At 64.9% G+C, this 25,912-nt stretch carries 25 protein-coding genes and 1 pseudogene; 17 read left to right on the top strand and 9 right to left on the bottom strand.

Features of this window, described 5'->3' with window-relative positions; all coding sequences use genetic code 11:
* Positions 1-104: 104 nt before the first annotated feature.
* Positions 105-1,241 carry an alanine dehydrogenase gene (ald, locus tag CXY80_RS17925; protein WP_092448855.1) on the bottom strand — a complete coding sequence of 379 codons (1,137 nt, stop codon included), beginning with the start codon at positions 1,239-1,241 and terminating at the stop codon, positions 105-107.
* A 292-nt stretch (positions 1,242-1,533) separates the two neighbouring features.
* Between ald and CXY80_RS17920 the strand changes: the two genes are divergently transcribed.
* A complete protein-coding gene (locus tag CXY80_RS17920; protein WP_104133278.1) occupies positions 1,534-2,742 on the top strand; it encodes a CdaR family transcriptional regulator in 1,209 nt (402 codons plus the stop codon).
* Between the two features lie 157 nt (positions 2,743-2,899).
* Here the strand turns inward: CXY80_RS17920 and CXY80_RS17915 are convergent, their stop codons facing one another.
* Both CXY80_RS17915 and CXY80_RS17910 read right to left on the bottom strand, forming a co-directional pair.
* Entirely contained in the window at positions 2,900-3,391 is a 492-nt protein-coding gene (locus CXY80_RS17915) for a DNA alkylation repair protein (protein ID WP_092448853.1), read from the bottom strand.
* 83 nt (positions 3,392-3,474) lie between these two features.
* Positions 3,475-4,098: a LysE family transporter gene (locus CXY80_RS17910; RefSeq protein ID WP_104133277.1), complete on the bottom strand. Its 624-nt coding sequence runs from the start codon at positions 4,096-4,098 to the stop codon at positions 3,475-3,477.
* Positions 4,099-4,374: 276 nt separating this feature from the next.
* Here CXY80_RS17910 and CXY80_RS17905 point away from each other — a divergent pair, with 276 nt between their 5' ends.
* The 3 genes from CXY80_RS17905 (at position 4,375) to CXY80_RS17895 (ending at position 7,328) form a co-directional block, all read left to right on the top strand.
* A complete protein-coding gene (locus CXY80_RS17905) occupies positions 4,375-5,430 on the top strand; it encodes a DctP family TRAP transporter solute-binding subunit (RefSeq protein ID WP_158251702.1) in 1,056 nt (351 codons plus the stop codon).
* A gap of 99 nt (positions 5,431-5,529) precedes the next feature.
* Positions 5,530-6,051: a TRAP transporter small permease gene (locus CXY80_RS17900; protein ID WP_158251701.1), complete on the top strand. Its 522-nt coding sequence runs from the start codon at positions 5,530-5,532 to the stop codon at positions 6,049-6,051.
* Positions 6,048-7,328 carry a TRAP transporter large permease gene (locus CXY80_RS17895; protein ID WP_198415523.1) on the top strand — a complete coding sequence of 427 codons (1,281 nt, stop codon included), beginning with the start codon at positions 6,048-6,050 and terminating at the stop codon, positions 7,326-7,328. The genes CXY80_RS17900 and CXY80_RS17895 overlap by 4 nt, the downstream gene beginning before the upstream one ends.
* A 22-nt stretch (positions 7,329-7,350) precedes the next feature.
* Here CXY80_RS17895 and CXY80_RS17890 read toward each other — a convergent pair whose 3' ends face one another.
* The 3 genes from CXY80_RS17890 to CXY80_RS17880 form a co-directional block, all read right to left on the bottom strand.
* The gene (locus CXY80_RS17890; protein ID WP_092448849.1) at positions 7,351-8,055 is read right to left on the bottom strand and encodes a GntR family transcriptional regulator; all 705 of its coding nucleotides are present in this window, start codon (positions 8,053-8,055) and stop codon (positions 7,351-7,353) included.
* A gap of 76 nt (positions 8,056-8,131) precedes the next feature.
* On the bottom strand, positions 8,132-9,274 hold the full coding sequence (locus tag CXY80_RS17885) for a CaiB/BaiF CoA-transferase family protein (protein WP_104133275.1): 1,143 nt from the start codon (positions 9,272-9,274) through the stop codon (positions 8,132-8,134).
* A 3-nt stretch (positions 9,275-9,277) separates the two neighbouring features.
* Positions 9,278-9,841, bottom strand: a complete 564-nt coding sequence (locus CXY80_RS17880; RefSeq protein WP_092448847.1) for a MaoC family dehydratase — start codon at positions 9,839-9,841, stop codon at positions 9,278-9,280.
* Between the two features lie 173 nt (positions 9,842-10,014).
* On the opposite strand from CXY80_RS17880, the gene CXY80_RS17875 reads away from it, so the two are divergent.
* Together CXY80_RS17875 and CXY80_RS17870 are read left to right on the top strand one after the other, a co-directional pair.
* Positions 10,015-11,214 (top strand): acyl-CoA dehydrogenase family protein, encoded by a 1,200-nt coding sequence (locus CXY80_RS17875; RefSeq protein ID WP_104133274.1) that lies wholly within the window; start codon positions 10,015-10,017, stop codon positions 11,212-11,214.
* 38 nt (positions 11,215-11,252) lie between these two features.
* Positions 11,253-12,113 carry a CoA ester lyase gene (locus tag CXY80_RS17870; RefSeq protein WP_104133273.1) on the top strand — a complete coding sequence of 287 codons (861 nt, stop codon included), beginning with the start codon at positions 11,253-11,255 and terminating at the stop codon, positions 12,111-12,113.
* A 65-nt stretch (positions 12,114-12,178) separates the two neighbouring features.
* Here the strand turns inward: CXY80_RS17870 and CXY80_RS17865 are convergent, their stop codons facing one another.
* Positions 12,179-12,898: a GntR family transcriptional regulator gene (locus tag CXY80_RS17865; RefSeq protein ID WP_134479313.1), complete on the bottom strand. Its 720-nt coding sequence runs from the start codon at positions 12,896-12,898 to the stop codon at positions 12,179-12,181.
* Positions 12,899-13,011: 113 nt separating this feature from the next.
* On the opposite strand from CXY80_RS17865, the gene CXY80_RS17860 reads away from it, so the two are divergent.
* From CXY80_RS17860 to CXY80_RS17825, 8 genes are all read left to right on the top strand, one after another.
* On the top strand, positions 13,012-14,199 hold the full coding sequence (locus CXY80_RS17860; protein WP_104133272.1) for a CaiB/BaiF CoA-transferase family protein: 1,188 nt from the start codon (positions 13,012-13,014) through the stop codon (positions 14,197-14,199).
* Entirely contained in the window at positions 14,199-15,857 is a 1,659-nt protein-coding gene (locus CXY80_RS17855; protein WP_092448842.1) for a FumA C-terminus/TtdB family hydratase beta subunit, read from the top strand. The genes CXY80_RS17860 and CXY80_RS17855 overlap by 1 nt, the downstream gene beginning before the upstream one ends.
* Before the next feature lie 20 nt (positions 15,858-15,877).
* Positions 15,878-17,281 carry an MmgE/PrpD family protein gene (locus CXY80_RS17850; RefSeq protein WP_104133271.1) on the top strand — a complete coding sequence of 468 codons (1,404 nt, stop codon included), beginning with the start codon at positions 15,878-15,880 and terminating at the stop codon, positions 17,279-17,281.
* Between the two features lie 3 nt (positions 17,282-17,284).
* A complete protein-coding gene (locus tag CXY80_RS17845; protein ID WP_233195469.1) occupies positions 17,285-18,469 on the top strand; it encodes a CynX/NimT family MFS transporter in 1,185 nt (394 codons plus the stop codon).
* A gap of 35 nt (positions 18,470-18,504) precedes the next feature.
* Positions 18,505-19,413, top strand: a complete 909-nt coding sequence (locus CXY80_RS17840) for an NAD(P)-dependent oxidoreductase (RefSeq protein ID WP_104133269.1) — start codon at positions 18,505-18,507, stop codon at positions 19,411-19,413.
* A gap of 3 nt (positions 19,414-19,416) precedes the next feature.
* On the top strand, positions 19,417-19,833 hold the full coding sequence (locus CXY80_RS17835; RefSeq protein ID WP_092448838.1) for a carboxymuconolactone decarboxylase family protein: 417 nt from the start codon (positions 19,417-19,419) through the stop codon (positions 19,831-19,833).
* Between the two features lie 64 nt (positions 19,834-19,897).
* Positions 19,898-20,989 (top strand): tartrate dehydrogenase, encoded by a 1,092-nt coding sequence (locus tag CXY80_RS17830; protein WP_174775305.1) that lies wholly within the window; start codon positions 19,898-19,900, stop codon positions 20,987-20,989.
* A complete protein-coding gene (locus tag CXY80_RS17825; protein WP_104133268.1) occupies positions 20,986-22,167 on the top strand; it encodes a mandelate racemase/muconate lactonizing enzyme family protein in 1,182 nt (393 codons plus the stop codon). The genes CXY80_RS17830 and CXY80_RS17825 overlap by 4 nt, the downstream gene beginning before the upstream one ends.
* A 108-nt stretch (positions 22,168-22,275) precedes the next feature.
* Here CXY80_RS17825 and CXY80_RS17820 read toward each other — a convergent pair.
* Positions 22,276-22,533 (bottom strand): annotated as a pseudogene (locus CXY80_RS17820) (LysE family transporter); the annotation flags it as partial.
* A gap of 48 nt (positions 22,534-22,581) precedes the next feature.
* Positions 22,582-23,385, bottom strand: coding sequence for a hypothetical protein (locus CXY80_RS17815; protein WP_092448835.1), 804 nt, complete (start codon positions 23,383-23,385; stop codon positions 22,582-22,584).
* Here CXY80_RS17815 and CXY80_RS17810 point away from each other — a divergent pair.
* The 3 genes from CXY80_RS17810 to CXY80_RS17800 all read left to right on the top strand — a co-directional run bounded on the left by CXY80_RS17810 (position 23,385) and on the right by CXY80_RS17800 (position 25,825).
* Positions 23,385-23,672 (top strand): hypothetical protein, encoded by a 288-nt coding sequence (locus CXY80_RS17810; protein ID WP_092448834.1) that lies wholly within the window; start codon positions 23,385-23,387, stop codon positions 23,670-23,672. The two genes, CXY80_RS17815 and CXY80_RS17810, sit on opposite strands and share 1 nt — an antisense overlap.
* 640 nt (positions 23,673-24,312) lie before the next feature.
* Positions 24,313-24,546 (top strand): helix-turn-helix transcriptional regulator, encoded by a 234-nt coding sequence (locus tag CXY80_RS17805; protein ID WP_092448833.1) that lies wholly within the window; start codon positions 24,313-24,315, stop codon positions 24,544-24,546.
* Positions 24,539-25,825 carry a type II toxin-antitoxin system HipA family toxin gene (locus CXY80_RS17800; RefSeq protein WP_158251700.1) on the top strand — a complete coding sequence of 429 codons (1,287 nt, stop codon included), beginning with the start codon at positions 24,539-24,541 and terminating at the stop codon, positions 25,823-25,825. Before CXY80_RS17805 ends, CXY80_RS17800 begins: the two co-directional genes overlap by 8 nt.
* Positions 25,826-25,912 lie beyond the last annotated feature (87 nt).

Here is a 25,912-nt window from a genome sequence, read left to right as displayed (position 1 = left end):
GGATGCCAGGGCCGGCCGATAGGCCCGCGCCCGGCATCCGCTACGCAGCGCTGCTAGAGCAGCACGTTGAAACAGCGCTGCAGAGCGCTTTGAAAACAGCGCTCTCAGACCAGCGCGGGCTCGACCCGACTGATCAAATCGGTCCAGTCCGCGAGCGGCAGGTCGAGGGCCACGCTCACCGAACGGTTCGTGATCTTTCCGGCGGCGATATTAAGCCCTCCGGCGAGGGCGGCGTCCCGCTCGAACGCGGCGCGCACGCCCCGGTCGGCGATTGACAGAGCGTAGGGCAGGGTGACGTTCGTGAGTGCAAGGGTCGAGGTCTGCGGAACGGCGCCGGGCATGTTGGCGACGCAATAGAAGATCGAGCCGTGCACGGGGAACGTGGGGTCCTCGTGAGTGGTGGCGTGGGTGCCTTCGAAGCAGCCGCCCTGGTCCACCGCGATGTCGACGAGCACCGAGCCCCGCTTCATGCGCGACACGAGCTCGTTGGTGACGAGCTTTGGGGCCTTGGCGCCCGGGATCAGCACGGAGCCTATTACGAGGTCGGCCTCGGTCAGCGAGCGGTCGATCTCGTAGGCGTTGGAGGCGATGGTCTTGAGACGTCCGGCGTACAGGGCGTCGAGTTCGCGCAGGCGGTCGATGTTGATGTCCAGGATGGTGACGTCCGCGCCCATGCCGAGCGCCATGGCGGCGGCGTTGGAGCCTGCGACGCCGGCGCCGATGACGGTCACCTTGGCGGCGCGCACTCCGGGTACGCCGCCCATCAGCATGCCGGGGCCGCCGCCGGGGCGAGTCATCGACGCGGCGCCGACCTGAACGGCCAGGCGTCCGGCGACCTCGCTCATCGGGGCGAGCAGGGGCAGCGTGCGGTCGGCCTTCTGCACGGTCTCGTAGGCGATGGCGGTGACGCCCGCCTCAAGCAGGGCGGCGGCGAGAGCGGGCTCGGCGGCGAGGTGCAGGTAGGTGAAGAGGATCAGGCCCTCACGAAAATACGCGTACTCGGCGGTGACCGGCTCTTTCACCTTGAGGATCATGTCGGCGCTTGCCCACACCTCGAAGGCGCTCGGGGCGATCACGGCACCGGCAGCCATGTAGTCGGCGTCGGCGAAGCCGGAGGCGATACCGGCGCCGGCCTGCACCAGCACGGTGTGGCCGTGCAGCTTGGCTTCGTGCACTCCGGCGGCGGTGATGGCCACACGGAATTCGTTGTTCTTAACTTCGGTGGGAACACCAATGATCATGGGGAACTCCTGTTCCTGGTAGACGCAGGCCGATCGACTTTGGTCGGCGTAAGAACGATAAGCCCGGGTTTTCGCGGCTCTCCCGGCGGGGCGGCCGGGCAGCGGATGCCGTGGGCTGGTCCTCGCACGCCTCACCACCCCAAATTTGCCGCCTTTACAGGGGTTCTTCGCTGTCGCCGCCGGGGTCCGATGTGTCCCACTCGGCAGACACCCCGCGGCCGACTCGACATTTGTAGCGTCACGGCTCGTTGATTGTCGCCAGGCGTCCACACGGCTCCGTAGGATTGAAGCTATGACAGCGGCCGATATCGACCAGGCGGTAGTTATTATCGCTGCCCATCTGGGCCGTGCTCTCTCGCTCGAAGACCTCGACGGCGGGCTGCTTGCGTATAGTGCGCATCGCCCTACGGCTGACCGCGTGCGCACGAATTTTCTGCTGAGCAAGCTGGTTCCGCCCGACGTCAGCGCCTGGCAGCTGAGCCACGGTATCGCAACGGCGGTAAAACCGGTTCCCGTTCCGGCCAATGCCGATCTCGGAATGTTGGGCCGCGTGTGCGTGCCGCTGCTGGCGCGTGGATTCCGGGTGGGCTATCTGTGGGTCCTCCAGCTCGACGACGAGCAGACGCCGGAGTCCATTCTGCGTGAGTTGGGCATCATTCGCCCGGAGCTGGATGCCCTCGCGGAGATGCTTCTCAACCGCTCGAGCGCGGATTCTAACGGGCGTCTCGCCAGCGAAGGGCAATTTCTCGCCGCCTGTTTGGGCGACCGCGACGCCGTGGTGGCGGTGGGCGGTTGGCCATGCTTGCACGGGCGCGGACCCTGGCGTCTCGCCACGCTGCTGGAGCGCGGTGACAATGTTCAGCGCAACCCTGCCGAGAGTGGTCTGCTGCACCGGCTCTCCGCACTTCACTCCACTCTCGGCATTGACACCGTGCTGTTCTCAGCCGGAACCGAAACGCATGCCGTGCTACTGCTGCACGACGAGATCGACGGCTTCGACCAGTCCGAGGTTCTGAGACGGTTCGAGCTCGAAGTCGCGCGCCGTGGGGGCCAGGTGGCGGCGCCCGCTCTGCTTGGGCTGAGCGAACCCTTCACCGACCTGCGCGGGCTGCCGGGCGCCTACGCCGAGGCGCGGAGCGCCGTGCAGGCGGCTCGGGTGGATGCCCAACTCGGCAGGGTCGTCTCGTTTCGCGCGCTGGGGGTCTACCAATTTCTGGCCGTTGTGGGTCGAGAGGTGTCGGCGTTCGAGTCATCGCTGTTCTCCGAGTTGAGGGATCTCGACCGGAACGGGGAACTGCTGCCCGTGCTCGAGCTGCTCTACGACAAGGACGGTTCCGTGGCCGAGGTCGCCGAGCACCTGCACCTGCATCGAACCAGTGTGTACAACAGGCTGCGGCGCATCCGTTCTCTGCTGGGTGTTGACCCACTGGGTGGGCATGCTCGTCTCGAGCTGCACCTGGCCCTCAAAGCCGCCCGCTGGGCTGGCCGACCCCGCCTGTAACGACCGGTGTGGTCTCCGGCGTTGCGGTAGACGCGGGGAACGTGCGCACCAACGCCGTCGGCCTGGCTTCATCGACACTCCGCTGGTGCGTTCCTCGCTCAACGCTGAGGCGATCGCCGCCTTCGAAGCCTGGGGAATCCCTGCACCCGGCTTGTACCTATGGCGTGATTCTCGCGCTAACGCCGTCGGCGGCGCGACGCAGCCAGGGGTCGCCGTCGTGCGCCCAACGTTCGAGGGTGGCATCCGCTCTCAAACGACTCGGCCCGCTGAGCGCCCGCACCATGGGGAGCACGACGTCGAGGGTGAGCGGATCGACCAGCTCCGGCAGGACCGCGCCGCGTAGAAACCCCTCAATGCGGGTGAGATCGGTGTTGTCGAGTCGGGTCACGTTGGATTGCAGCAGCACGATGGCGGCGAGGCGGCGTTCGAAGACCGGAACCTTCCACAATTCAGAGCTCAGCGCCGTTACTTCGTCGTGCGTCATGTTCTTGTATCGGCGGGCCAGATCGCGGATGGTGCCGCGCACGGCGCCGACCGAGGCGCCGTAGAACTCCAGTTCGGTCCCGAACCGAGCCCGCGACTCGGCCGCGCGTTCCCAGGTTGCTTCGTACTGCAGCGTGCGATCCACGAAATCGTCGGCGTCGCTCATCCTTCTATTCTGCCTCGCCCAGGCTGGGCACGCCCCCGCTCAAGCTGCCGCGCTCCCGCACGATGTTCCCGCTCGTGAACTGCTCAGTGCACCAGCGCCAGCAGCAGCGCGACGGATATGAACAGCAGGCCGAACAAGCGGTTGAGAATGAGCTGGCCGCGAGTGGTGTTCGTGAAGCGCTGAAACGATTTGGCCGCGACCGCGAAGAAGAACCACATCACCAGGATGTCAATCAGCACCACGGTGACGGTCAGTACCAGATACTGGGGGAGCAGCGGCTGCTCCGGCTGGATGAACTGCGGCATGAACGCGAGGAAGAAGACGAGAGCCTTGGGGTTGAGCAGGTTGACCCACAGACCGCGGCGAAACATCGACCAGGCGAGTTCCCTGGCTCGCGGTGCAGCCAGGTCTCGAGACGGGTCGGGTTTCTGCAGAATTAAACGGATGCCCAGAAACACCAGGTAGGCGGCCCCGGCATACCGAATGACGTTGAACAGTACGGGTGAGCTGGTGACGAGCACCCCAACGCCGAGCGCCACCACGATCACGTGCACGACAAGCGCCGCCTGCTGCCCGAAAATTCCCCAGATCGAACGGCGAAATCCGCTGGTGAGCGAGTTGTTCATGGTGTTGATCGCGCCAGCGCCGGGGGTGAAGCTGATCAGCACGCCGGCGCCCACGAGGGCCAGCCATAGGGAAAGTTGCACATGTCAGCGTAGCGCGGGTACGGCGGATGCCTCCGCTTGCGTCACCAGCGAAGACACTGGCCCAGGTCGGTGTGGTCGGCACCTCACCTGATGCTGTCGAAACAGCGTTGAACGCCTGCTAGATGCACACCACTCGATAGCCGCAGCAATGCATTCGTTATAAAAATAATGCATTATTTTGGTTGAGAGCATATTTTTTTTGATAGCGTTGTTCTGGATGAACTTGACGCAATGCTCGTCACGTTTCGCCTAATCAATGACGATAAGGAAGAAACAATGCAACAACATACCCGTAAATCCCGCCTGATCGGGGCAACGGCCATCGCGCTCGGAGTCGTCCTCGTTCTCGGGTCCTGTTCATCCGCCCGCGGGTCTGCCGCGTCGGGCGGAGACGAGGACGAGGTCTACACGATCGGCTTCTCCCATGTGACGACGACGAACACGCCCAAAGGCGCCGCCGCCGAGAAATTCAAGGAGATCCTCGAGGCATCCTCGGATGGCCGCATCGAGGTCGAGCTGTACCCCAACTCTTCGCTGTACGGCGACAAGGATGAGCTGCAGGCCTTGCAGTCCAACAGCATCCAGATGATCGCCCCGGCGAGTGCCAAGTTCACCACTCTCGCCCCGCAGCTGCAGCTGCTCGACCTGCCATTCCTGTTTGAGAGCAGCGAGGACATCGCCGAGATCGCCTCTCGTGACTCCGTCGTGGGCAAGGCGATCTTCGAGAACGAGGACCTGCGCGCGGCGAAGATTAAGCCGCTCGGCCTCTGGGACAATGGCTTCAAACAGATGGGGGCCAACGTTCCGATCCGGGCCGCAGCGGACATGGCCGGGCTGAGCTTTCGCATCCAGCCGGCCGATGTGCTGGTGAGTCAGTTCGAAACCTGGGACGCCATCCCCTCTATCCTCGCCTTCGCCGAGGTCTACAGCGCGCTTGAACAGGGCGTCATTAACGGTCAGGAGAACACCTGGTCGAACATGGAAACGCAGAGCATGCACACGGTTCAGGACTTCATCACCGAGTCCAACCACGGCTACATCGGCTACATTCCGGCTATCAACAATGACTTCTTCGAGTCGCTGCCCGATGACCTGCAGCAGCTCGTTCTCGACGCCGTCGACGAATCCAGTGTCTACAACCGTGAGATCGCGGCCGAGGTGAACGAAGAGGCCAAGCAGGCGATCATCGCCGAAGGGTCGACCGAGATCATTCAGCTGACCGACGCGGAGCGCGATGCCCTGATGGCAACGGTCATCCCGAGCGTCTGGGAAGAGTATTCCGAAGTGCTGGGCCCGGAGATCGTGGCCGAACTGCTCGCCAACCGCGACTAGCCATCGCCCTCGTTTTTCACCCGTCGGCACGGGTTTCGTCGTGCTGCCCTTCAACTTAAGGACGCCCCCATTATCAGGTTTAGCCACGCTTTGACTCGGGTGGAAAACTTCCTGGTCTGCACCTGTCTGGCGGTGGCAACGCTCGTTGCCATCGCCCAGGTGCTGCTCAGGGCCATCTTTAACATTCACCTCTGGTGGGGTGAGGAGACCATTGTTTACCTCATCATCTACTCCACCTTCCTCGGTGCCATCATCACCCTGCGCCACAACGAACACATCGCCGTGAAGGTCTTCGAACCGTTCCTCGGCAGAATCGGCCGTCGCCGGATGGACATCCTCGGCATTCTGGTCACCATTGCCTACCTCGCCATCGTGGGCTTCTTTGCGTGGCTGCTGCTCTTCGAACCGTTCTCCACCTCCACGGTCACCCCCACGCTCAAACTGCCACTGTGGGTGGTCGAATTCTCTGTTCCACTGGGATTCACGCTGATGCTGCTGCGAGCGATTGAGATTCTGGTGCGACTCATCCGGGGCCTGCCGGCATCCGTTGACGGAGACAAAAGCGAGTTCGAACGAGAAGAAGAAGCGCTCGGCCTGGGAGAAGGGGAGGCGAAACTGTGATCGAAGGACTGCTGGCCCTCCTGGTTATCTTGTTTGCCCTGTTGCTCACGTCCGCACCCATCGCGGTCGCCATGGGGCTCACATCATTCATCTACTTCTACTTCTTCACGGCCATCCCGCTCACCCAGGTTCCCGAGCGGCTCTTCAACGCGCTCAATGCGTTCCCCTTGATGGCGATCCCCTTTTTCATCGTGGCGGCGAACCTCATGAGCCGCGGCGGAATCAGCAAGCGTTTGATCGCGGCCTCCAATGCCCTCGTGGGTCAGTTCCGCGGCGGCCTGGCTATGACGGCCGTGCTCGCCTGTATGTTCTTCGCGGCCATTTCCGGCTCGAGCCCGGCGACCGTGGTGGCCGTGGGAACGCTCATCATTCCGGCCATGATCAAGAGCGGCTATGGCAAGGACTTCTCCACCGGGCTCGTCACGACCTCCGGGTCGCTCGGAATTCTGATCCCGCCGTCGATTCCGCTCATCGTCTATGGAATCTCCACCGAACAGTCGATCGGCGACCTGTTCGTCGCCGGCATCGGGCCGGGAATCATGGCCGGAATCGGGCTGCTCATCCTCGCCGTGGTCATCTCGCGACGCAGAAAATACGGCATGGGCCTGAATGCCATCCGCATGAGCAAATACGAACGCTTCACAGCCCTGCGCGACGCCTCACTCAGCCTGTTTCTGCCTATCTTCGTGCTCGGCGGCATCTACACGGGGATCTTCACCCCCACCGAAGCCGCAGCCATGGCCGTGTTCTACGCCCTGATCGTATCGATTTTCGTGTACAAGGAGATCAAGCTCAAGGACCTTCCATCGATTCTGATGGCGTCCGCGCGAACGTCGTCGATGGTGATGTTCATCGTGGCCTCTGGAATCCTGTTCTCGTTCGTGCTCACGGCCGAACGCATCCCGGGCCAGGTGAGTGAAGCTCTGCTCGCGTCAGAGCTCACCCCGGTGATGTTCCTGATTATGGTGAACGTGCTGCTGCTCGTTGTGGGCATGTTCATGGAGACCTCGAGCGCCATCCTCATCCTGGCCCCGGTGCTGCTGCCGGTGGCGATGGAACTCGGCGTCGACCCGATCCACTTCGGCATCATCATGGTGCTCAACCTGGAGATCGGCATGATGACTCCACCGCTCGGACTCAACCTGTTCGTCGCGAGTGGGCTCACGGGAATGAATATCCTCCGAGTTGCGAAGGCGGCTATGCCGAGCGTTGGCGTGTTGTTGATCGCCCTCGTCATCGTGACCTTTGTACCGCAGCTCTCGACCTTCGCGCTCTAAGTTGACGCCTGGGCCACCCGACTCAATCGGGCGGCCCGGGTGTCACGTCAAGTGCCGCCGCGCTTGTTCGCTCGTCGAAGTGTGCGGCGAGCAACTCGCCGGCGTGCTCGACGTGCGCCTGCATGGCCACGCGAGTGGCCTGTGCGTCATGGGAACGGATGTCCGTCAGGAGCTGGGCGTGATCGTTCGCCGTGGCCTCGGGCCAGCCCGGAATGCTGGAATAGAACTTCCGGGGCACATACCGCGTCATCAGGCCGAGCGCCCAGATGATTTTGGGAGCACCGGCAATCAGGTTGATTTCTCGGTGGAAGGCGTGGTTTTTCTCCTCGAGCAGCTCGAGGTTGCCGCGCGCGGACGCCGCGATCAGCTCGTGGTGCAGGGCCTCGAGCTCGGCGAGATCTTCGGGAGTGGCGGCGACGGCGGCCCGTGCGGCGAGCTCGCCCGCGATCAGCGCCTGCACGGTGAACAGGTCCCGAACGTCTTGCCCGGTGAGCACGGCCACCTGGAACCCGCGCCGGGGCACGAGCTCGAGGAAACCTTCCACCCGCAGCGCCTGCAGCGCCTCGCGTGCCGGCGTGGTGGAAATGCCGAGTGCCGCGCCGATGGTCTCGGCGCGCACGGCCGTGCCGGGCGGCAACTCACCGGACATGATCATGCCGCGCACGTAGCCTGAGGCCTCATCGCTCAGCTGGGGGCGCGCGCGGGTCGAGGGGCGGCGGGAGGCCATCGCGGGTCCTTTCTCGGGCAGGGTCACTCCTAAGTTACGGCATCACCGGGGCCGAGCCAGGGTCACGATGCTTGGTTCAGAGGGCGAGCCCGAGCTCAGCCAGGATCTGCTCGGTGTGCTGCCCGATCGCCGGCACCGGGTCCATGCGAAACCCGGTCTCACGGCTCGTCACTGGCGGAATCAGGCTGCGCACCGGCCCCACCGGTGAGTCGACGTTCTGCCATCGGCCGCGTTCGGTCAGCTGCGGGTGCGCCGAGAAGTCGTGCATGCTACGTAGTTGCGCGTTGGCGATGTTCGCGCGGTCCAGTCGAGCGAGCACCTCCACGGAGGTGAGGGTGGTCAGCACCTCGAGGATCACCGCGTGCAGCGCTGGCCGGTTCTGCACCCGCAGGGCGTTGCCCAGAAAATTTGGGTGCGCTCCGAGAATCGGGCGTTTCAGCACATCAGTGCAGAATGCTGCCCATTCGCGCTCGTTCTGGATACCAAAGAAGACCGTGCCGTCCGCGGTATCGAACGGGCCGTAGGGCGCGATCGACGCGTGCTGTGCGCCGTTGCGCTGCGGGGGAGTACCGCCGTACTCGGCGAAGAAGTAGGGCTGCTGCATCCACTCGCCGAGCGCCTCGAGCATCGATACCTCGAGCACGTCGCCGCGCCCGGTCGTGGCGCGCTGCAGCAGCGAGGTGAGGATTCCCGAGAAGGTGTACATGCCGGCGCAGATATCCGCGATGGAGACGCCGACCTTGGCAGGGTCCTCGGGTGTGCCAGTGACGCTCAGCAGGCCGGCTTCGCACTGCACGAGCAGGTCGTAGGCTTTCTTCTGCTCATAGCTGCCGCCGCGGCCGTAGCCCGAGATAGAGGCGTGGATGAGCCGCGGGTTGAAGGCGAGGGCCTCGTCGGGTCCGAGACCGAGCCGTTCCACAGCCCCCGGAGCGAGATTTTGCACCAGCACGTCGGCGCGGCTGACCAGTTCACGCAGCACGGCCAGGCCCGAGTCGCTCTTCAGATCGAGCACGATGCTTTCTTTGCTGCGGTTGAGCCACACGAAGTAGCTCGACATGCCGTGCACGGTCTCGTCGTAGCCGCGAGCGAAGTCTCCGGTGTCCCGCTCCACCTTGATCACTCGAGCGCCGAGGTCGGCGAGCTGCCGGGTGGCGAACGGCGCGGCGACGGCTTGTTCGAGGGAGACGACCGTGAGCCCGGCCAGCGGCAGCGCGCGCATCCTCTAGTTCTTTTCGAGCGTCGCCGGCAGACTCGCCTCGTTCGGTCGGGTGTCCTCCAAGTCGGGCAGGTGCCCCTCGCGGTAGACCATGAACGTGCGCTGGTAGCTCATCACGATGACGCTGTTCTGGTTGTAGCCCTCGGTCGCCACGGTCACGAGGCCTAGGGTGGGGCGCGACTTCGAGGCGCGCGTAGCCAGCACCTTGGAACGCGAGTAGATTGTGTCGCCCTCGAAGACCGGGCTGGGCATTCGTACCTCGTCCCAGCCGAGGTTGGCGAACACGTTCATCGACAGGTCGATCGTGGACTGCCCGGTGACGAGCGCGAGGATGAAGGTGGAGTTCACGAGCGGCAGCTTGTACTCCGTGCGTAGCGCGAAGTTGCTGTCGATGTGCGTCTTGGCCACGTTTTGCGTCATCAGCGTGAACATCTGATTGTCACCTTCGGTGACCGTCTTACCCAACGGGTGGTAGTAGATATCGCCGACGGCGAAGTCTTCCCAGAGGCGTCCGGTCCAGCCCGCGACGACGCGTCCGGTGGATTCGGGGGTCAGGGTATGCTCGGCCATGAGTCGATCTCCTTGTACAGAATATATTATCTATTAGGGGTATTTTCTGCGAGAAACACAGACAAGTCAAGCTATTTGCTTCCTCAAAGCACGACAAATACCTCTGGCGCCGTTTTAATATATTATGTACTCTATTAACGTCCGGTCCGCCCGATACTCGACAAGGAGCCCTCATGACAGACCTGCTCGACACCGCACCGGCCACCCGGCAGGCCTCGCCGGGATTGTCGCTCGACGAAATTCGCCAGTTCACCAGGGACCTCTGCGCCGGCTTCCCCGACGAGTATTGGCGCCAGAGCGACCGCGACCGCAGCTACCCGCAGGAATTCGTGGAGACCCTCACCCAGGCCCGCCTGCTCAGCGCCCTCATCCCTACCAAGTACGGTGGCCTCGGCTACTCCCTCACCCAGGCCAGCGTGATTATGGAGGAGATCAACCGCTCCGGCGGCCATTCCGCCGCCTGTCACGCCCAGATGTACATCATGGGCGCGCTGCTACGCCACGGCACAGCAGCCCAGAAGGCCGAATATCTGCCGGAGATCGCGGCCGGCCGGCTGCGACTGCAGGCGTTTTCGGTCACCGAGGATGTCGCTGGTTTGGACACCACGAGCATCCTCACCCGCGCGGAGGCCGATGGCGATGATTTCGTGATCACCGGCCACAAGAACTGGACCAGCCGCATCAACGACTCCGACCTGGCCATGGTGCTGGCCCGCACGAGCGACCGGGGCGCCGACAAGACCGTGGGCCTCACCCTGTTCCTCGTCGACCTACGCAAGGTTCGTGCCGAGCAGCCGCATACCCTTGAAACCATCCCGGTGCGTACCATGTTCAACTACGCCACCAACCAGGTGCACTACCGCGGCATGCGGGTGCCCAAAAGCGCGGTGATCGGTGAGGTCGACCGCGGCTTCCGCTACGTACTGGACGGCTGGAACGCCGAGCGCATTCTGCTGTCGGCCGAGGCTATCGGCGACGGCTACTGGTTCAGTGCCCGGGCCAGCGCCTACGCGAACAGCCGCGAGGTCTTCGGCCGCCCGATCGGCAGCAACCAGGGCGTGCAGTTTCCCATTGCCGACGCCTACATGAAGGTGCGCGCGGCCGACCTGATGCGCTACGAAGCCGCCCGCCTCTTCGACGCTGGCGCGCCGTGCGGCGCCGAGGCCAACATGGCCAAGCACCTCTCCTCGGAGGCCAGCTGGGCCGCCGCCAATGCGTGCCTCGACACCCACGGCGGCTACGGCTTCGTGGACGAGTACGACGTGGAGCGCAAGTTCCGCGAGACACGCATGTTCCAGACCGCTCCGGTGAGCAACAACCTGATCAAGAGTTTCGTGGCCACCAAGGTGCTCGGCCTGCCCCGCTCATACTGAGCGTCACCGGTCTCGTGCCGATCAATCCAGGAGACACTATGTCCCGTACCACCACGGCTAGCGCCGTCACCGCCCTGTTCGTGCCCGGCGACCGGCCAGAGCGCTTTCGCAAGGCCACCGGTTCAGCGGCCGACGTCGTGATTATCGACCTCGAAGACGCCGTCGCGCCCGAGTCCAAAGCGAATGCCCTGGCCGCCATCCTTGAGCACCTTGCCGCCGGCCCCGACCCGGTTCGCGCCCTCGTGCGCGTCAACGCCGCGGGGGCTGTGAGCTTGCCCGCGGAGCTCGCAGCTCTCCGTGACCTCGCCGCGCGGTCCGGCCACGGGTTGCTCGGTCTCGTCGTGCCCAAGGCCGAAAACCCCGAACTGCTCCGCGAGGTCGCGGCCGCGTTTGCCGGGGTTGCCGGACCGCCGCTCGCGCTCGTGGCGCTGATTGAGTCCGCCGCCGGCGTGCAGAACGCGCCCGAGCTGGCCCGGGTGCCGGGCGTGACTCGGTTGGCCTTCGGCGCCATCGACTACGCCCTCGATATTAACGCCGGTGCTGGCGACCGCGTGCTCGACTACGCCCGGTCGGCTATCGTCGTCGCCTCGCGCGCGGCCGGCCTCGAAGCGCCGCTTGACTCGCCGAGCGTGCAAATTAGTGACACCGGGGCAGTGACCGATTCGGCTGCCCTCGCCCGGCAGTTCGGCTTCGGCGGCAAGCTCTGCATTCACCCCGCCCAGCTCGAACCGGTGGCGGCCGCGTTCCGCCCCACGCCGGCCGAGATCGACTGGGCACGCAGCGTGATCGGCGCCACCGGGGGTGCAGCTGAGGTGAACGGACAGATGATCGACCGCCCGGTCACCGTGCGGGCCGAGCGCATCCTCGCCCGCCGCGGGGCAGAAGCCGCGCAAGCGTGAACGTGTCCGGGCGGTGCGCCCAGTACAACGTACGGCATCCGTCGCCCTGGCCAACGAACCGCGCGTCAGTCGTTGGCGATGTCGAAAGGGTCGGCGGGCGGCTTGCCGGTGTAACGCGCGTTCAGCGCAATGAAGCTGCGCGACACGTGATGCTCAAGGGCCAGCCCCGCAGCTTCGGCGTCTCCGGCGCGCACGGCTTCGAGCATCGCTCGGTGCTCGGCCTCGGAGTCCTCGGCCGGTTCGGGGGAGTCGAGCAGCAAGTCCCACGGGAATACTCTCCAGAGAGCATCGATCTCTTCGACCAGGCTGGGGATGCCGCAGCGCTCGTAGAAGAAGAAGTGGAAGCGCTTATTCAATTGGCGGACGGCATCCGAATCGTGACGGGCAGTGGCCGCGTTCAGTTCGTCGAGCAGCAGTTCGACCTGGCGCAGTTCGAGCGGCGAAAGCCGGATCGCCGCGCGCCGCATGGCGTAGCTCTCGGTGAGCCGACGAATAATATAAGTCGCTTTGGCCCGCTCGAAATTGATACCGGCCACCCGCACTCCGCGCCGAGGTTCGCTCACCACAAGGTTCTCGGCTTCGAGGGCGCGCAGCGCCTCGCGCACCGGGGTGATGCTGCTGCTGAACTGGCGGGCTAGTTCATCTTGGGGCAGCTTTGCGCCGCGGGGCAGATTACCGCTGAGAATCAGGCGCCGGAGTTCGTCGACGATCTGATCCCGCTTTGTGGGGGGCGCCTCGGTCATTCCCATCATATTTCCTTGCATTTTTCGCGGGGTGGCGGTCAAAGGCCTCACTCTATCCGAACCGCATCCACCGGACGAGGGGTAGATGCCTCCGTTTCAGAATGATACATTATTTAGAGAATCATGCATTTTATCGTCAGCGTTGAAGGTTGAATATGTCCCAGACTCTGCCCCTCGAGGGCATCACGGTGATCTCCTGCGAACACGCCGTGGCTGCTCCCCTGGCCACCCGCCACCTCGCCGACCAGGGTGCCAGGGTGATCAAGATCGAACGTCCAGGCACAGGCGATTTCGCCCGCAGCTACGACGAGACGGTGAACGGGCTGTCCAGCCACTTCGTCTGGCTCAACCGCAACAAGGAGAGCCTCGCCCTCGACCTGAAACGGCCAGAGGCCCTGGCGATAATGCACGAGCTGCTTGCCACCGCCGACGTCTTCGTGCAGAATCTGGCACCGGATGCGGCGGCTCGCCTCGGTCTCGGCGCCGCCGAGTTGCGCGAGCGCTACCCGACCCTGATTACCTGTTCCATCAGCGGATATGGCAGTAGTGGTCCCTACCGAGACGCCAAGGCCTATGACCTGCTGATTCAGAGCGAGGCCGGACTCGTGGCGATCACGGGCACCGCGGAGGCTCCCGCCAAGACTGGTATTCCGACGGCGGATATTGGCGCTGGCATGTACGCCCTCTCCGGAATTCTCACCGCCCTGTTTCACCGCGAGCGCACCGGTGAAGGGTCAGAGGTCGAGGTGAGCCTCTTCGATTCCGTGGTCGAGTGGATGGGCTTTCCCCTCTACTACACCGAATACGGCGGAACCGCCCCGGCCCGTGCTGGCACCAGCCATGCGTCGATCGCCCCCTACGGCACGTTCCGGGCCGGAGACGGCGTGGACGTCGTGCTCTCGGTGCAGAATGACCGCGAGTGGGCGTCGTTCTGCGCCGGTGTGCTGGAACGGCCGGATCTGATCAACGACGAGCGCTTCGCCACCAGCAGTGTGCGCCTGACCCACCGCACCGAGCTGCATGCCGTGGTCGATGCGGTCTTCGCCGCCCACGATGGGCCGGAGATGGAACGCCGCCTCGCCGAGTCGACGGTGGCCTTTGCACGTCAGCGCGAAGTGAAAGACGTCCTCACTCACCCGCAGCTCAGCGCGCGAAACCGCTGGCGCACCGTCGAGACTTCGGCTGGACAAGTGCGGGCTTTGCTCCCGGCCGTGACCGTGGTGGGCCAGGCGGTGCGCATGGACCGGGTGCCCGACGTGGGTGCCGACACCCGGTCGATCCTTGGCGCCCTCGGCTACAGCGCCGCCGCCATCGACGAGCTCACCGGCGCGGGCGTGCTGTGATGGCTGAGTTCAGCTATGTCGACCAGTTGCCGCTCGGCCCCACCGACACCCCGATGCGCCGCCTCGACGTGGCCGGTTACAGGGTGCGCGGCAGCGGAGAAGAGGCCGTGCTCGAGGTAGACCAGTCCGCGATCGAGGCCCTCGCCGATGCGGCCTTTCGCGACCTGGCCCACTTTCTGCGTCCCAGCCACCTGGCCCAGCTGCGCCGCATCATCGACGACCCGGAGTCCTCGGCGAACGACCGATATGTGGCACTCGACCTGCTGCAGAACGCCAACGTCGCCTCCGGCGGAGTGCTGCCCATGTGCCAGGACACCGGAACGGCCATCATCTCCGCCAAACGGGGCCATCGCATCCAGACCGACGGAACGGATGCTCGCAGCCTCAGCCACGGCGTCTATCAGGCGTACCAGGACCTCAACCTGCGCTACTCCCAGATGTCCCCGGTCGATATGTGGACCGAGGCGAATACGCAGAACAACCTGCCGGCGCAGATCGAGATCGGCCTCGGGCAGGGGCTGGAATACGAGTTTCTCTTCATGGCGAAGGGTGGCGGCAGCGCCAACAAGTCCTTCCTCTATCAGGAGACCAAGTCGATCCTCGACGAGAAGAGAATGCTCGAGTTCCTGAAGGCGAAGATCGAAAGTATCGGAACCGCGGCCTGCCCGCCGTACCATCTCGCCGTCGTGATCGGCGGAACCAGCGCAGAATTCGCCCTGAAAACCGCCAAGCTCGCCTCGGCCCACTATCTCGACACCCTGCCCGAGCAGGGCAGCGACGCTGGACACGGCTATCGCGACCAAGACTTCGAGCAGAAGGTGTTCGAGCTCACGACCCAGCTCGGTTTCGGCGCCCAGTTCGGCGGAAAGTACTTCTGCCACGACGTGCGGGTGGTGCGCCTGCCGCGCCACGGCGGCTCGCTGCCCATTGCGATCGCGGTGTCATGCTCGGCCGACCGTCAGGTCCTCGGCCGTATCACTCCGGAGGGGGTGTTCCTCGAAGAACTCGAACGCGACCCGGCCCGGTTCATTCCGAGCACCGGGCTGGCAGAAATAACGGACGCGTCGGCATCCGTTGCCATCGACCTCACGGTGCCCATGGCGGAGATTCGCGCCCAGCTCAGTGCCTGCACGGTGAGCATGCGGCTCTCACTGACCGGCACACTCATCGTGGGTCGCGACATCGTGCACGCGAAGATTCGCGAGCGGATTGCGCGCGGCGAGGGCGTGCCCGACTACCTGCTCAAGCACCCCATCTATTACGCCGGCCCGGCCAAGACGCCGGAGGGAATGCCGTCGGGGTCGTTTGGGCCAACGACGGCCGGCCGCATGGACGGCTACGTGGCCGAGTTTCAGGCGCTCGGGGCCTCGCTGGTGATGCTCGCCAAGGGCAACCGCTCCGCCGCCGTCACCGCCTCCTGCCATGCCAACGGCGGGTTCTACCTCGGCTCGGTTGGCGGCCCCGCCGCGCGGCTGGCGCAGGACTGCATCCGCTCGGTCGAGGTCATCGACTACGCCGAGCTCGGCATGGAAGCCGTCTTCCGCGTGGAGGTCGAGAACTTTCCCGCCTTCCTGGTGGTCGACGACAAAGGAAACGACTTCTTCCAGAAAGACGACCGCACCTTCGTGGGGCTCAGCCCCACCCGCCTGCTGCCGTGATTGCTACGAAAGGCACCGACATGAGTACCGTCTCACACCGTCTCGCCGTCCACGCCGTGGCCGACCACACAGTGTCGCCCGAGCTTGCAGACTGGATGCGGCTGCTGCTGCTCGACTACCACGCCATCACCGGCGGCGGGTTTCACCGCGACTCGGCGGTGGCTGCCCGCGCTGCCGTCGAAATATCGGAGCAGCCGACGGCCTTCTTCCCGGCCGCCCTGCACGGAGTGGATGGAGCTGGTAAGAGCGGCTTCGCCACGGTGGAAAGCGCCGCCCTGGTGAACGGCATCACCGCACACGGCCTCGAACTCGATGACACCTTTGAGGAGTCCTCGCTGCACCCCGGCGTCGTCATCTTCCCGGCAGTGCTCGCTCTCGCCAGCACGCGGCAGTCGCTCACCGGCGAGGTACTGCGGGCCGCCATCGTGGGCTACGACGTGATGTGCACGGTGGGCGTGCTGCTCGGTGCCCGCGAGAGCTACGGGCGCGGCTTTCACCCCACGGGGGTGGCCGGCTGCCTCGGTGCCGCGGCGGCGGCGGCCCGGCTGCTCGGTCTCACGGTGGAGCAGACGGCGCATGCCCTCGGACTGGCGGCGAACATGGCGTCTGGTTCGCTCGAATTTCTGGCCGACGGCTCCTGGACCAAACGGCTCAACGCCGGGCATGCCGCGGCCACGGGTATTCGCGCTGCGAAGCTCGCCGCCGCCGGATTCACCGCACCGGCCACGGCCATCGAGGGCCGAGACGGCTTTCTCGTGCAGTACGGCGCGGGCGTGGTCGAGGGCCGACAGCTGGCGCTCGAATTCGGCCGTAGCGCGCTCGACACCTCGATCAAGTTCTACCCCTGCTGCCGCTATATGCACGGCAACATCGATCTGCTGCGCGACATTCGCGAGCAGAACCCTGAGCTCGGCATCGACGATGTCGCACGCATCCGAGTCGGCGTGATCCGGGCCGGTGCCTCGCTCGTTTCTGAGCCCGCGGCACGCAAACTCGTGGTCAACACGCCGGTGGACGCCCAGTTCAATATGCCGTTCGGCGCGGCGGTCGCGCTCGCAACCGGGCGCGCCACTGTCGACCAGTTCGACGACGCACCTGCCGTGGCCGCGGAGCTCATGGAGTGGATGGAAAAGGTCGAGTGCTATCGCAGCGACTCGCTCGAGGCCGCATTCCCGGCTCGGTGGCAGGCCGAAGTGCAGGTTGTGCTCCGAAACGGAACCGTGATCGAGAAGAGCGAAAATTCCTTCCGTGGGGCGCCGGGCGACCGGGCAACCTGGGCCGACATCGTGCAGAAGGCGGAAGGGCTGATCGGGGCGCCCGCGGCGAAGGCACTGGCCGCAAGCGTGTCCGAGCTCGACGACTCCACAGTGCTCGGCGGAGGCGTAGCAGTGCCCAGAGATACCCTCACTGCCTCTCGTGCGTAAGTGATGCGCCGGCGCGAGTCGGGCTCCCGTGCGGTGGTGCTCGCGGCGGGCGCCACCATCACTGGCGGGCTGCCGGTGTTCTTGCTTGGCGCCCTGTTCGTGCAGATCCAGCGCGATGTGCCGGCCCCACAGTGGGTGCTCGGCGCGGCGGTGGCCAGCTACTGGGGTGCGGCCGCGGTGATGTCCCTGCTGGCCGGCCGGCTTGTGTCGTGGTCGGGCATACGCTCGGCAACCCTCCTCGGGTTGGTCGTCGGCGCGCTGAGCCTCGCGGGCGCCGCATTCTTAGTGCCGTCGTGGGCCTGGCTGCTGGTGTGGGCTGGAGTGGGTGGGGTGTCCAATGGCATCAGTCACCCGGCGGCGAATCAGCTGATCAACCTGCGGGTGCGGCGCGGCATGCTCGCGACCGCGTTCGGTATTAAGCAATCGGCGATCCCGTTCTCCGCGTTCCTGGCCGGGCTGGCCGTGCCCGCGCTCGCGCTCACCCTGGGGTGGCATTGGGGATTCGGTCTGGCGAGCCTGTTCGCGCTCGCGGTGGGCGTGCTGTTCTGGTGGTCGGTGCCGCGCGGGGAGCTCTCGCGCCATCGACGAGGCGGCTCACACGTGCCGCTGACGCCGGCGCTGATGAAGTACCTGCTGCTGATGACGAGCGTCACCACGCTCTCCGCCGCGGCCACCGGCGCCGTCACCGCGTATGCGGTGATCACCGGCATCGAGCGCGGCCTGCCGCTAGCGTGGGCGGGCACCCTCTTGAGCGTAGGCGGTTTGCTCAGCGTCACCGTGCGCGTCATCGTGGGACGCATCGCTGATCGGGCAAACAGCAAATTCGCGCTCGCGACCGTGGCCACCATGATGTGCGTTGGCGGCGTGGGGGTGCTGCTCATGGCTGTCGACACCCAGTGGACCTTCGTGGTGGGCATGCTGCTTGCTCTCGGCATTGGCTGGGGCTGGCCCGGACTCACCCACTTTGTGGTGTCCCGCGTGGCCGGTCCGGCTACGCCAAGCGCGACGGGCATCATGCAGATCGGTACTTACGTCGGCAGCGGCGCCGGCCCGCTCGCATTCGGCCTGCTCTACGCGGCGGTACCCGAGGTCGCGCTGTGGATCATTGTGGGCGCGGTGCAGATTGTGGCCGGATACATCGCCGTGGTGCTGGCTCGAACCACTCCGCCCCCGGTGCCCGTGGCCTGAGTACTGTACTTTTCCACACTGTCAAAGGAGACATTATGACCACACTGTTCATCGGCCTAGGCAAAATGGGCGACCCGATGGTTCGCCGCTATGCGCCCGGTCGTGACGTGCTGCTCTATGACGTGGATGCGGCGGCGAGCGCGACGCTCGCCGCCGCGGTGGGCGGTCGGGCACTGGCCAGGCTCGAGGAGCTTCCGGCAGGCATCCGCACGGTGATCCTGATGCTCCCCAACAGCCGCATCGTCGAATCCGTCGTGGTAGCGCTGCTCGCCCAGCTCGAGCCCGGTGTGCTCGTGATCGACATGGGCTCGTCGGAGCCGGCGAGCACGCAGCGGCTGGCCGCGCAGGCCGCTTCCGCCGGGATCGCGTTCGTGGATGCCCCGGTGTCCGGCGGGGTGGCAAAGGCCAGCATCGGGGAGCTGTCGATCATGGTGGGCGGGCTCGCGGCTGATCGGGAGCGGGCGATGGAGCACCTGGCTCCGCTCGGCACCCGCATCACCGTGGTGGGGCCGAGCGGGTCCGGGCACGCCGCGAAGGCGCTCAATAATTTGTTGTCGGCCACCAATCTCGCGGCTGCGGCCGAGATCTTCACGGTGGCGCGCACCTTCGGCATCGACGCTGCGGTAATGCTGGACGTAGTGAATTCGTCGACCGGGCGCAGCCAGGCCACCGAGGTGAAGTACGCCAAACACGTGCTGAACGGCACGTTCGATTCCGGTTTCTCGCTCGACCTCATGCTCAAGGACGTGGCGATCGCTCAGGCGCTCGGTGCCGGAATGAGCACGCCGATCACGGACACGACCGTAGGGGTGCTCACCGAGGCCCGCCGGGTGCTCGGGGACAACGTGCCGTTAGACCACACCCTGCCCTTAGACCACACCGAGGTCGTGCGTTATGTCGAAGTCGTCAACCAGGTCGAGCTTCGATCTGAAATGAAGGAGTGAATCATGTCTGAGAACCCGCAGGACTACATCGACGAGATGGCCCGCAAGCGTGGTTATGTGCTCGATTACCACAAGGTGATGGCGAAACAGGATTTTCCGGTGCTGCAGGCCGCGAACCACCTGGTGTCAGCCGCGTACCTCGACCAGCGCACCCTGGACCGTCGTACCAAGGAGCTCATCTTCATCGTGAGCCTCACGGTGATGCGCGCGGCGAAGGGGCACATCCAAAGCCATATCCGGGTGGCTCTGGACCTCGGGGTGTCGGCGACCGAGATTCTGGAAGCGATCGAGATCTCGCTGCCCGAGGCTGGAATCGTGGCCTTTCAAGGGGGCTTTGAGGCCTGGCGCGAGGTGGTCGGCGCCGACGGCATCGAGCCGACCGTGAGCGTGCACGAGGGTGGTTCGGGCGCCGGCGCGTAAGAAATGTGGCGCATTCAAAACTTCACCCTTCCCCAACGAACTATCCAAACTTGGAGGTAACCCCATGACCATTCCCACCCACCGCATTGCCGTCATTCCCGGCGACGGAATCGGCACCGAAGTGATGCCCCCGGCACAGCGCCTGCTCGAGCTGGCCGGCCACCGTTTCGGGTTCGCCTTCGAATGGCAAAATTTTGACTGGAGCTGCGAGTACTACGCCCGCACCGGAGCCATGATGCCCGCCGACGGCATCGAACAGCTCGCCGAGTGTGACCAGATTTTGCTCGGCGCGGTTGGGTTTCCCGGCGTTCCTGACCACGTATCGCTGTGGGGCCTGCTCATACCCATCCGCCGCGCCTTCCAGCAATACATCAACCTGCGTCCCATCAAGCTGCTCCCGGGTATTGAAAGCCCACTGCGCAAGGTGCCCGCCGGGGGCATCGACTTTCAGGTGGTGCGCGAAAACAACGAGGGCGAGTACTCCGAAAGCGGCGGTCGCCTCTACCGCGGCCTGCCGCAGGAGGTCGCTATTCAAGAATCGATCTTCACCCGATTCGGCGTGACCCGAGCCATGAACTATGCCATCAACCTCGCCGAACAGCGCGAGGGACGACTCGCCAGCGCCACCAAGTCCAACGGCATCATTCACACCATGCCGTTCTGGGACGAGATTCTGCGCGAACTCGGGCAGGAGCATCCGTTGCTGGAGATCTCGGAATACCACATTGACGCCCTCGCAGCCTTGTTCGTGCTGGACCCGGGCCGCTTCGACGTAATTGTGGCCTCCAACCTGTTCGGCGACATTCTCACCGACCTCGGCGCGGCCATCATCGGTAGCATCGGCATCGCGCCCTCGGCCAACCTCAACCCCGAGGGCGAGTTCCCCTCAATGTTCGAGCCGGTGCACGGCTCGGCACCGGACATTGCCGGTCAAGGAAAGGCCAACCCGCTCGGTCAGGTCTGGGCGGCGTCGATGATGCTCGACCACCTCGGCCACCCCGAAGCGGGCGCCGCGCTCGTCGACACCATGGGCCACGTGCTGCTCGAAACGGATGTGCGCACTCCCGATCTCGGCGGACGCGCCACCACCGAAGAGGTTTCCGACGCCCTCGCCGATGCATTCGCTACCGTGACCGCCGAGGCTGTGCTGCGATGAGAATCGTCGACGTACGCGAAGAAACCATGCCGATCAGCTCGCCGATTCGCAACGCCTTCATCGACTTCAGCAAGATGACCCTGAGCGTGGTCGCCGTTGTCACCGACGTCGTGCGCGATGGCCGCCCGGTCGTGGGCTATGGCTTCAACTCCAACGGGCGTTACGGCCAGGGTGCCATCATTCGCGAGCGTCTGTTGCCGCGCCTGCTCGCGGCCGACCCGGTCGACCTGCTCGACCCGGTGCGCGACAACTTCGAACCGGAACGCATCTGGAACACCCTGATGGCCAACGAAAAGCCCGGCGGGCATGGTGAGCGATCCGTCGCGGTGGGCGCGGTTGACATGGCCGTCTGGGATGCCGTGGCCAAGATCGAGGAGAAGCCGCTGTTTCAGCTGCTGGCCGAGCGTTTCGGTACGGGAACGCCCAACCGTGAGGTCTTCGTCTACGCCGCCGGCGGCTACTACCAGCCCGGGCGCGGCCTCACCGGCCTGACCGATGAGATGCAGAGCTATTTCGACCGCGGCTACACCGTAGTGAAGGCCAAGATCGGCGGAGCGCCGCTTGCCGACGACCTGCAGCGCATCGAAGCCGTGCTGGGCATGCTTGAACCGCATCAGCGGCTGGCCGTAGACGCCAACGGTCGTTTCGACCAGGCGACCGCCGTGGAATACGCTCGGGCGCTCTCGCAGTACGACCTGTTCTGGTACGAAGAGCCCGTCGATCCCCTAGACTTCGAGGCGCAGGCGGCGGTTGCCGCCGCATATGACAAGCCCATCGCTACCGGCGAGAACCTGTTCTCCATGCAGGACGCCCGCAACCTCATTCGCTACGGAGGCCTGCGACCCGAGAAAGACTGGCTGCAGTTCGACTGCGCGCTCAGTTACGGGCTCGTGGAATACCTGCGCACCCTCAATATGCTCGAGCAGAACGGATGGTCCCGCTCGCGCTGCATCCCGCACGGCGGCCACCAGATGTCCCTCAACATCGCGGCCGGCCTCGGCCTCGGTGGCAACGAGAGCTATCCCGACCTGTTCCAGCCCTTCGGCGGTTTTCCTGATGGATCGGAAGTAGTAAACGGCTTCATCACGATGCCGAACCTGCCCGGGATCGGCTTCGAGGGAAAAGCCGACCTGTACTCGGTCATGCGGGCGCTGGGGGAGCCTGCGCTCGCGTTGTAGGGAACCGGTCGGGCGGAGGCTTGCTCGGCGATCCGCGCGGGGACCCGACGACGACCGGCTGGCTCATTCCGAGAGCGCTGATGGTCAGGCGCGCCCGGGTAAACCCGCTCAGTGCACCAGCGCCAGCAGCAGCGCGACGGATATGAACAGCAGGCCGAACGTGCGGTTGAGAATGAGCTGGCCGCGAGTGGTGTTCGTGAAGCGCTGGAACGATCTCGCCGCCACCGCGAAGAACAGCCACATCACGACGATGTCGATCAGTACTACGCTGACGGTCAGTGCGAGATATTGGGGGCGCGGCGGCTGTTCCGGCTGGATGAACTGCGGCATGAACGCGAGGAAGAAGACGAGAGCCTTGGGGTTGAGACCCCGGCCGAGTCCGTGTCGGCTGGCAGCCAGCTTTGTCGGTACTGCCTAGTCGCGGCCAAACAGGTTGCCGAGTGCTGAGAGACCGGGGATCTCAAAGTTCGATCCCAGATCTTTCACCTGCTCGCCCAGCCCGGTCGCGTACTCGCCCGCGCTGTCGGCAACGCCCTGGGTGACTCCCTCAAGACCGCCGGTGAGGCTCTCAACATCGACGCCCTGGGTGACTCCCTCAAGACCGCCGGCAAGGTTCTCGAAATCGACGCCAAAGCCGGCCGCCTGTTCCAGAAGAGGCCCGGCCACAGTGCTGAGCACCGCGCCACCGGCGACGGCGGCGAGTAGCCCGCCGGCCCCGAGCCCGACAGCGGCTCCAGCCAGAGCGCCGCCGACTCCTCGGCCGGACGGCTTCGCGAACAGTTTCTTCAGGAACCCGGGATTCTGGGCTTCGCCGCGGGTGGCCGACCGGGCCAGGTCGTCCGGGCTGGACGATGCCGGGTATTCGTTGGTGGGCAGCTCTGCGCGCAACTGGGAATTGACCTCGTCGCGTTGCGTCGGAGTGAGCCGCGCGAACGCGTCGCGGTGTACCTGCTCGAGCTGCTGCGGCTGCGCGGTCTGCAGCAGGTAGTCGTAACGGGCGATAGCCGCGCGGTCTTGCGCGCTCACGTTCGAACCAGCAAGGGGAGCTGCGCTGCGCTGCTCGTTGTTCGCCGGGGGCCTGCTGTCTCCGGTGACCTTGTCGGCTGCGGTGCGCACCATCGCGCGCCAATCCGTCTTGCCTGACCCGCCGGAGGACGGCTGCCCTTTCTGGTCAAGGGCCTTGGCTGCCATGCTCAGAATGCGCTGGAAATTGCTCATTGGGGGCCCTTCGGTTTGGCTGGGGTTTCTATTGTGCCCAGCCAAACCTGAGCAAAGCCTCCCAGTCGTCCCCGCCGCCCGCCGCCGATGCGCAAGCGGCCGCCACCGCAGAAGCTCTCGCCGCCCAGCGGGCCGCCGAGCAACCGTATGTTGCCCCCTACGTCGCTCCCTATGTTGCGCCCGCCGTCCCCAGCGTCGACAACTACACCGGATGCCGCGCCTACGGCAACAACGGAACCTCCGTTGATAACAAGGGTCGCCGCTACACCAAGATTCCCTGCCCCTAATCGAGTCTGGCAAGACTCCTTACTTCGGCTCAGGGTTTGTCCTCGTTACCTGACCCGAGGCTCAGCACGAAATCGTTCTAGGGCTTTCGGAAGCTCGGTGCGGATCTCCCGACTCGGAAGAACAGAAAAGGCGGCGGCAACGGTCATGTATAGAGTCGACGATGTGTGGTATCGAATGTGTACACATTCGTGACGATCGCGCTACGGCCGGGTTCCTGGGGTGTCCAGCTGCGTTCGGTGCTGTCAGGGACCGACCCCATGGCATCCGCTGTGCGCCTTGTATATCTCTGTGTATCTTGTGTAATTCATGAGTCTTGTGTACCGTCCAACGCCAGCGCGCTCGACGCTAGCCGCGATCCTTGGTCTTACCCTCGCCAGGTTGACTTACCCGTTCTATGGTGTGAGTCGTGAAGACCGTCGTCACGTGTAGGCCAAACGGGGCTGTCGCCTGAGGCGCGAGCACGGCTCACGAAGAAGTTCGAGAAGTCCGCGCGATATCTGGGCAGGACGCTGGAGTCGATTCTCGCGGAGCATGCGGTCTAAGAGCCGTATTACCGAAAAGTAATTGCACGCCAATCATTACCTATCGGTAATCGAATGCTAGGCTACTACCGTTCGGTAATAATGAAGCGGAGGTGCGATGATCGCTCAAATTCGGTCGGCGGTTGACCTCGGCGACTTCACGCGGCGCATCCGTCTTCAGCACGGTATGACCCAGCGGCAATTGGCGGTGGCCCTCGGCACAACCCAGCGCTACGTCTCCGAACTCGAGGCCGGAAAGCCCAAGAGGGCTGATGAGCGGTACTTCGAGATCCTGGCGAAGCTCGGAATTGCCCTTTCGGCGCAGTCGACGTCGCCGGTCGATGATGAGTGACCCCGCCCTGCGCGTCGAGCTCTATGGCGTACACATCGGCGACCTCACCCGCGCGCCCCGCGGTCGCGCCCTGTTCGACTGGAGCAACGACGCCCTCGCGCGGTGGCCCCTGCGTTCGACGCCGCTGTCGGCCTCCCTCCCCGTCGGCACGTCGAATGTCGACACCACGGAGTCCTTCTTCGGCGCACTACTGCCGGAGGGGCGCTGGCTCGACCTACTGGCCAATGCGCTCCAGGTGCGCAGCAACGACCTGATCGGCATCTTCGGTGCTGTCGGGGCAGACCTCATCGGCGCGCTCACGATCGGCGCGGGCCGCGTGACAGGGCAACCCCGATTGCTCGAGGAGTCCGAACTCGTGCAGTTGCTGAGCCAGGCGGCCGGCTACATTCTTGGCGGCGGCGGTTCCGCGCTGCCCGGCTTCCAACGAAAACTCGCCCTCACCCGTTCTGATGGCCGCTGGATCGCGGGTAACGGTACGAAACCCTCCACCCACATCCTCAAACCGGTCTCCGAAGAAAATCGCCATCTCGTCGAGGGTGAGAACTACGTGTTGGGTGTCGCTCGGGCGCTCGGCCTCCTTCACTTCGATTCGTGGGTGGACACGATCGGCCAGACGCCGGTGCTGGTCGTCGAGCGCTATGACCGACGAATCACGAATTCCAGCATCGAGCGAATTCATCAGGAGGACTTGGCGCAGGCGTTGGCGCTCCCGTGGGGCGGGGACGACAGGTTCGAGCGCAGCAACCGCGGTGCCAGCCTGGCCGCGATCGCTTCGGTGCTCGACCGCGACCGCAGCATCTTCGACCGCACAGAACCAGACCGCGAGAAGCTGCTTCGATACACAGTGCTCAACGTCGCGGCTGGCAACACCGACGCGCATGCGAAGAATTTTTCGCTCCTCCGCTTTGATGATGGCCGCTCACAATTGGCTCCCTTCTACGATGCCGCGCCGCTCGCTCTCGGGTTTGAGGCACCGCTGGAGCTGGCGATGTCCATCAGCGGCGAGCGCGTCATCACGCGGGTCACTCTCGATCACCTGGTCGACGAGGCCCGTGTCTGGGGCCTCGAGTCTTCGCGCGCCCGAGAGGTCATCGCTCAGACCCTGGACGCCGTGATTGCAGCGACGCGGGAGTTGCCCGCGCACCAGTCGATTTCGAAACACGTGCCGGGTTACATTCGTGGCCAGGCGCAGAATCTGGCAGCGGGAAAGCCGGCGCGCATCACAACGCCGATGCCTCCGATCCTGATGCCCAGACTGGGCACGCCCCCGCCCGACTGAGCGGCAACCGTGATCGGCTCTCCCAATTCACCAGCGGATGATCCCCGTTGCGTCGGACGACTGGCTAAAGTGACCGGGCTTGTCGCC

This window comes from Cryobacterium sp. M91 (assembly GCF_002929615.1).
Classification (GTDB): domain Bacteria; phylum Actinomycetota; class Actinomycetes; order Actinomycetales; family Microbacteriaceae; genus Cryobacterium; species Cryobacterium levicorallinum.
Note: the sequence above shows the minus strand (reverse complement) of the source record. Positions and strands in the feature narration are given on the sequence as shown.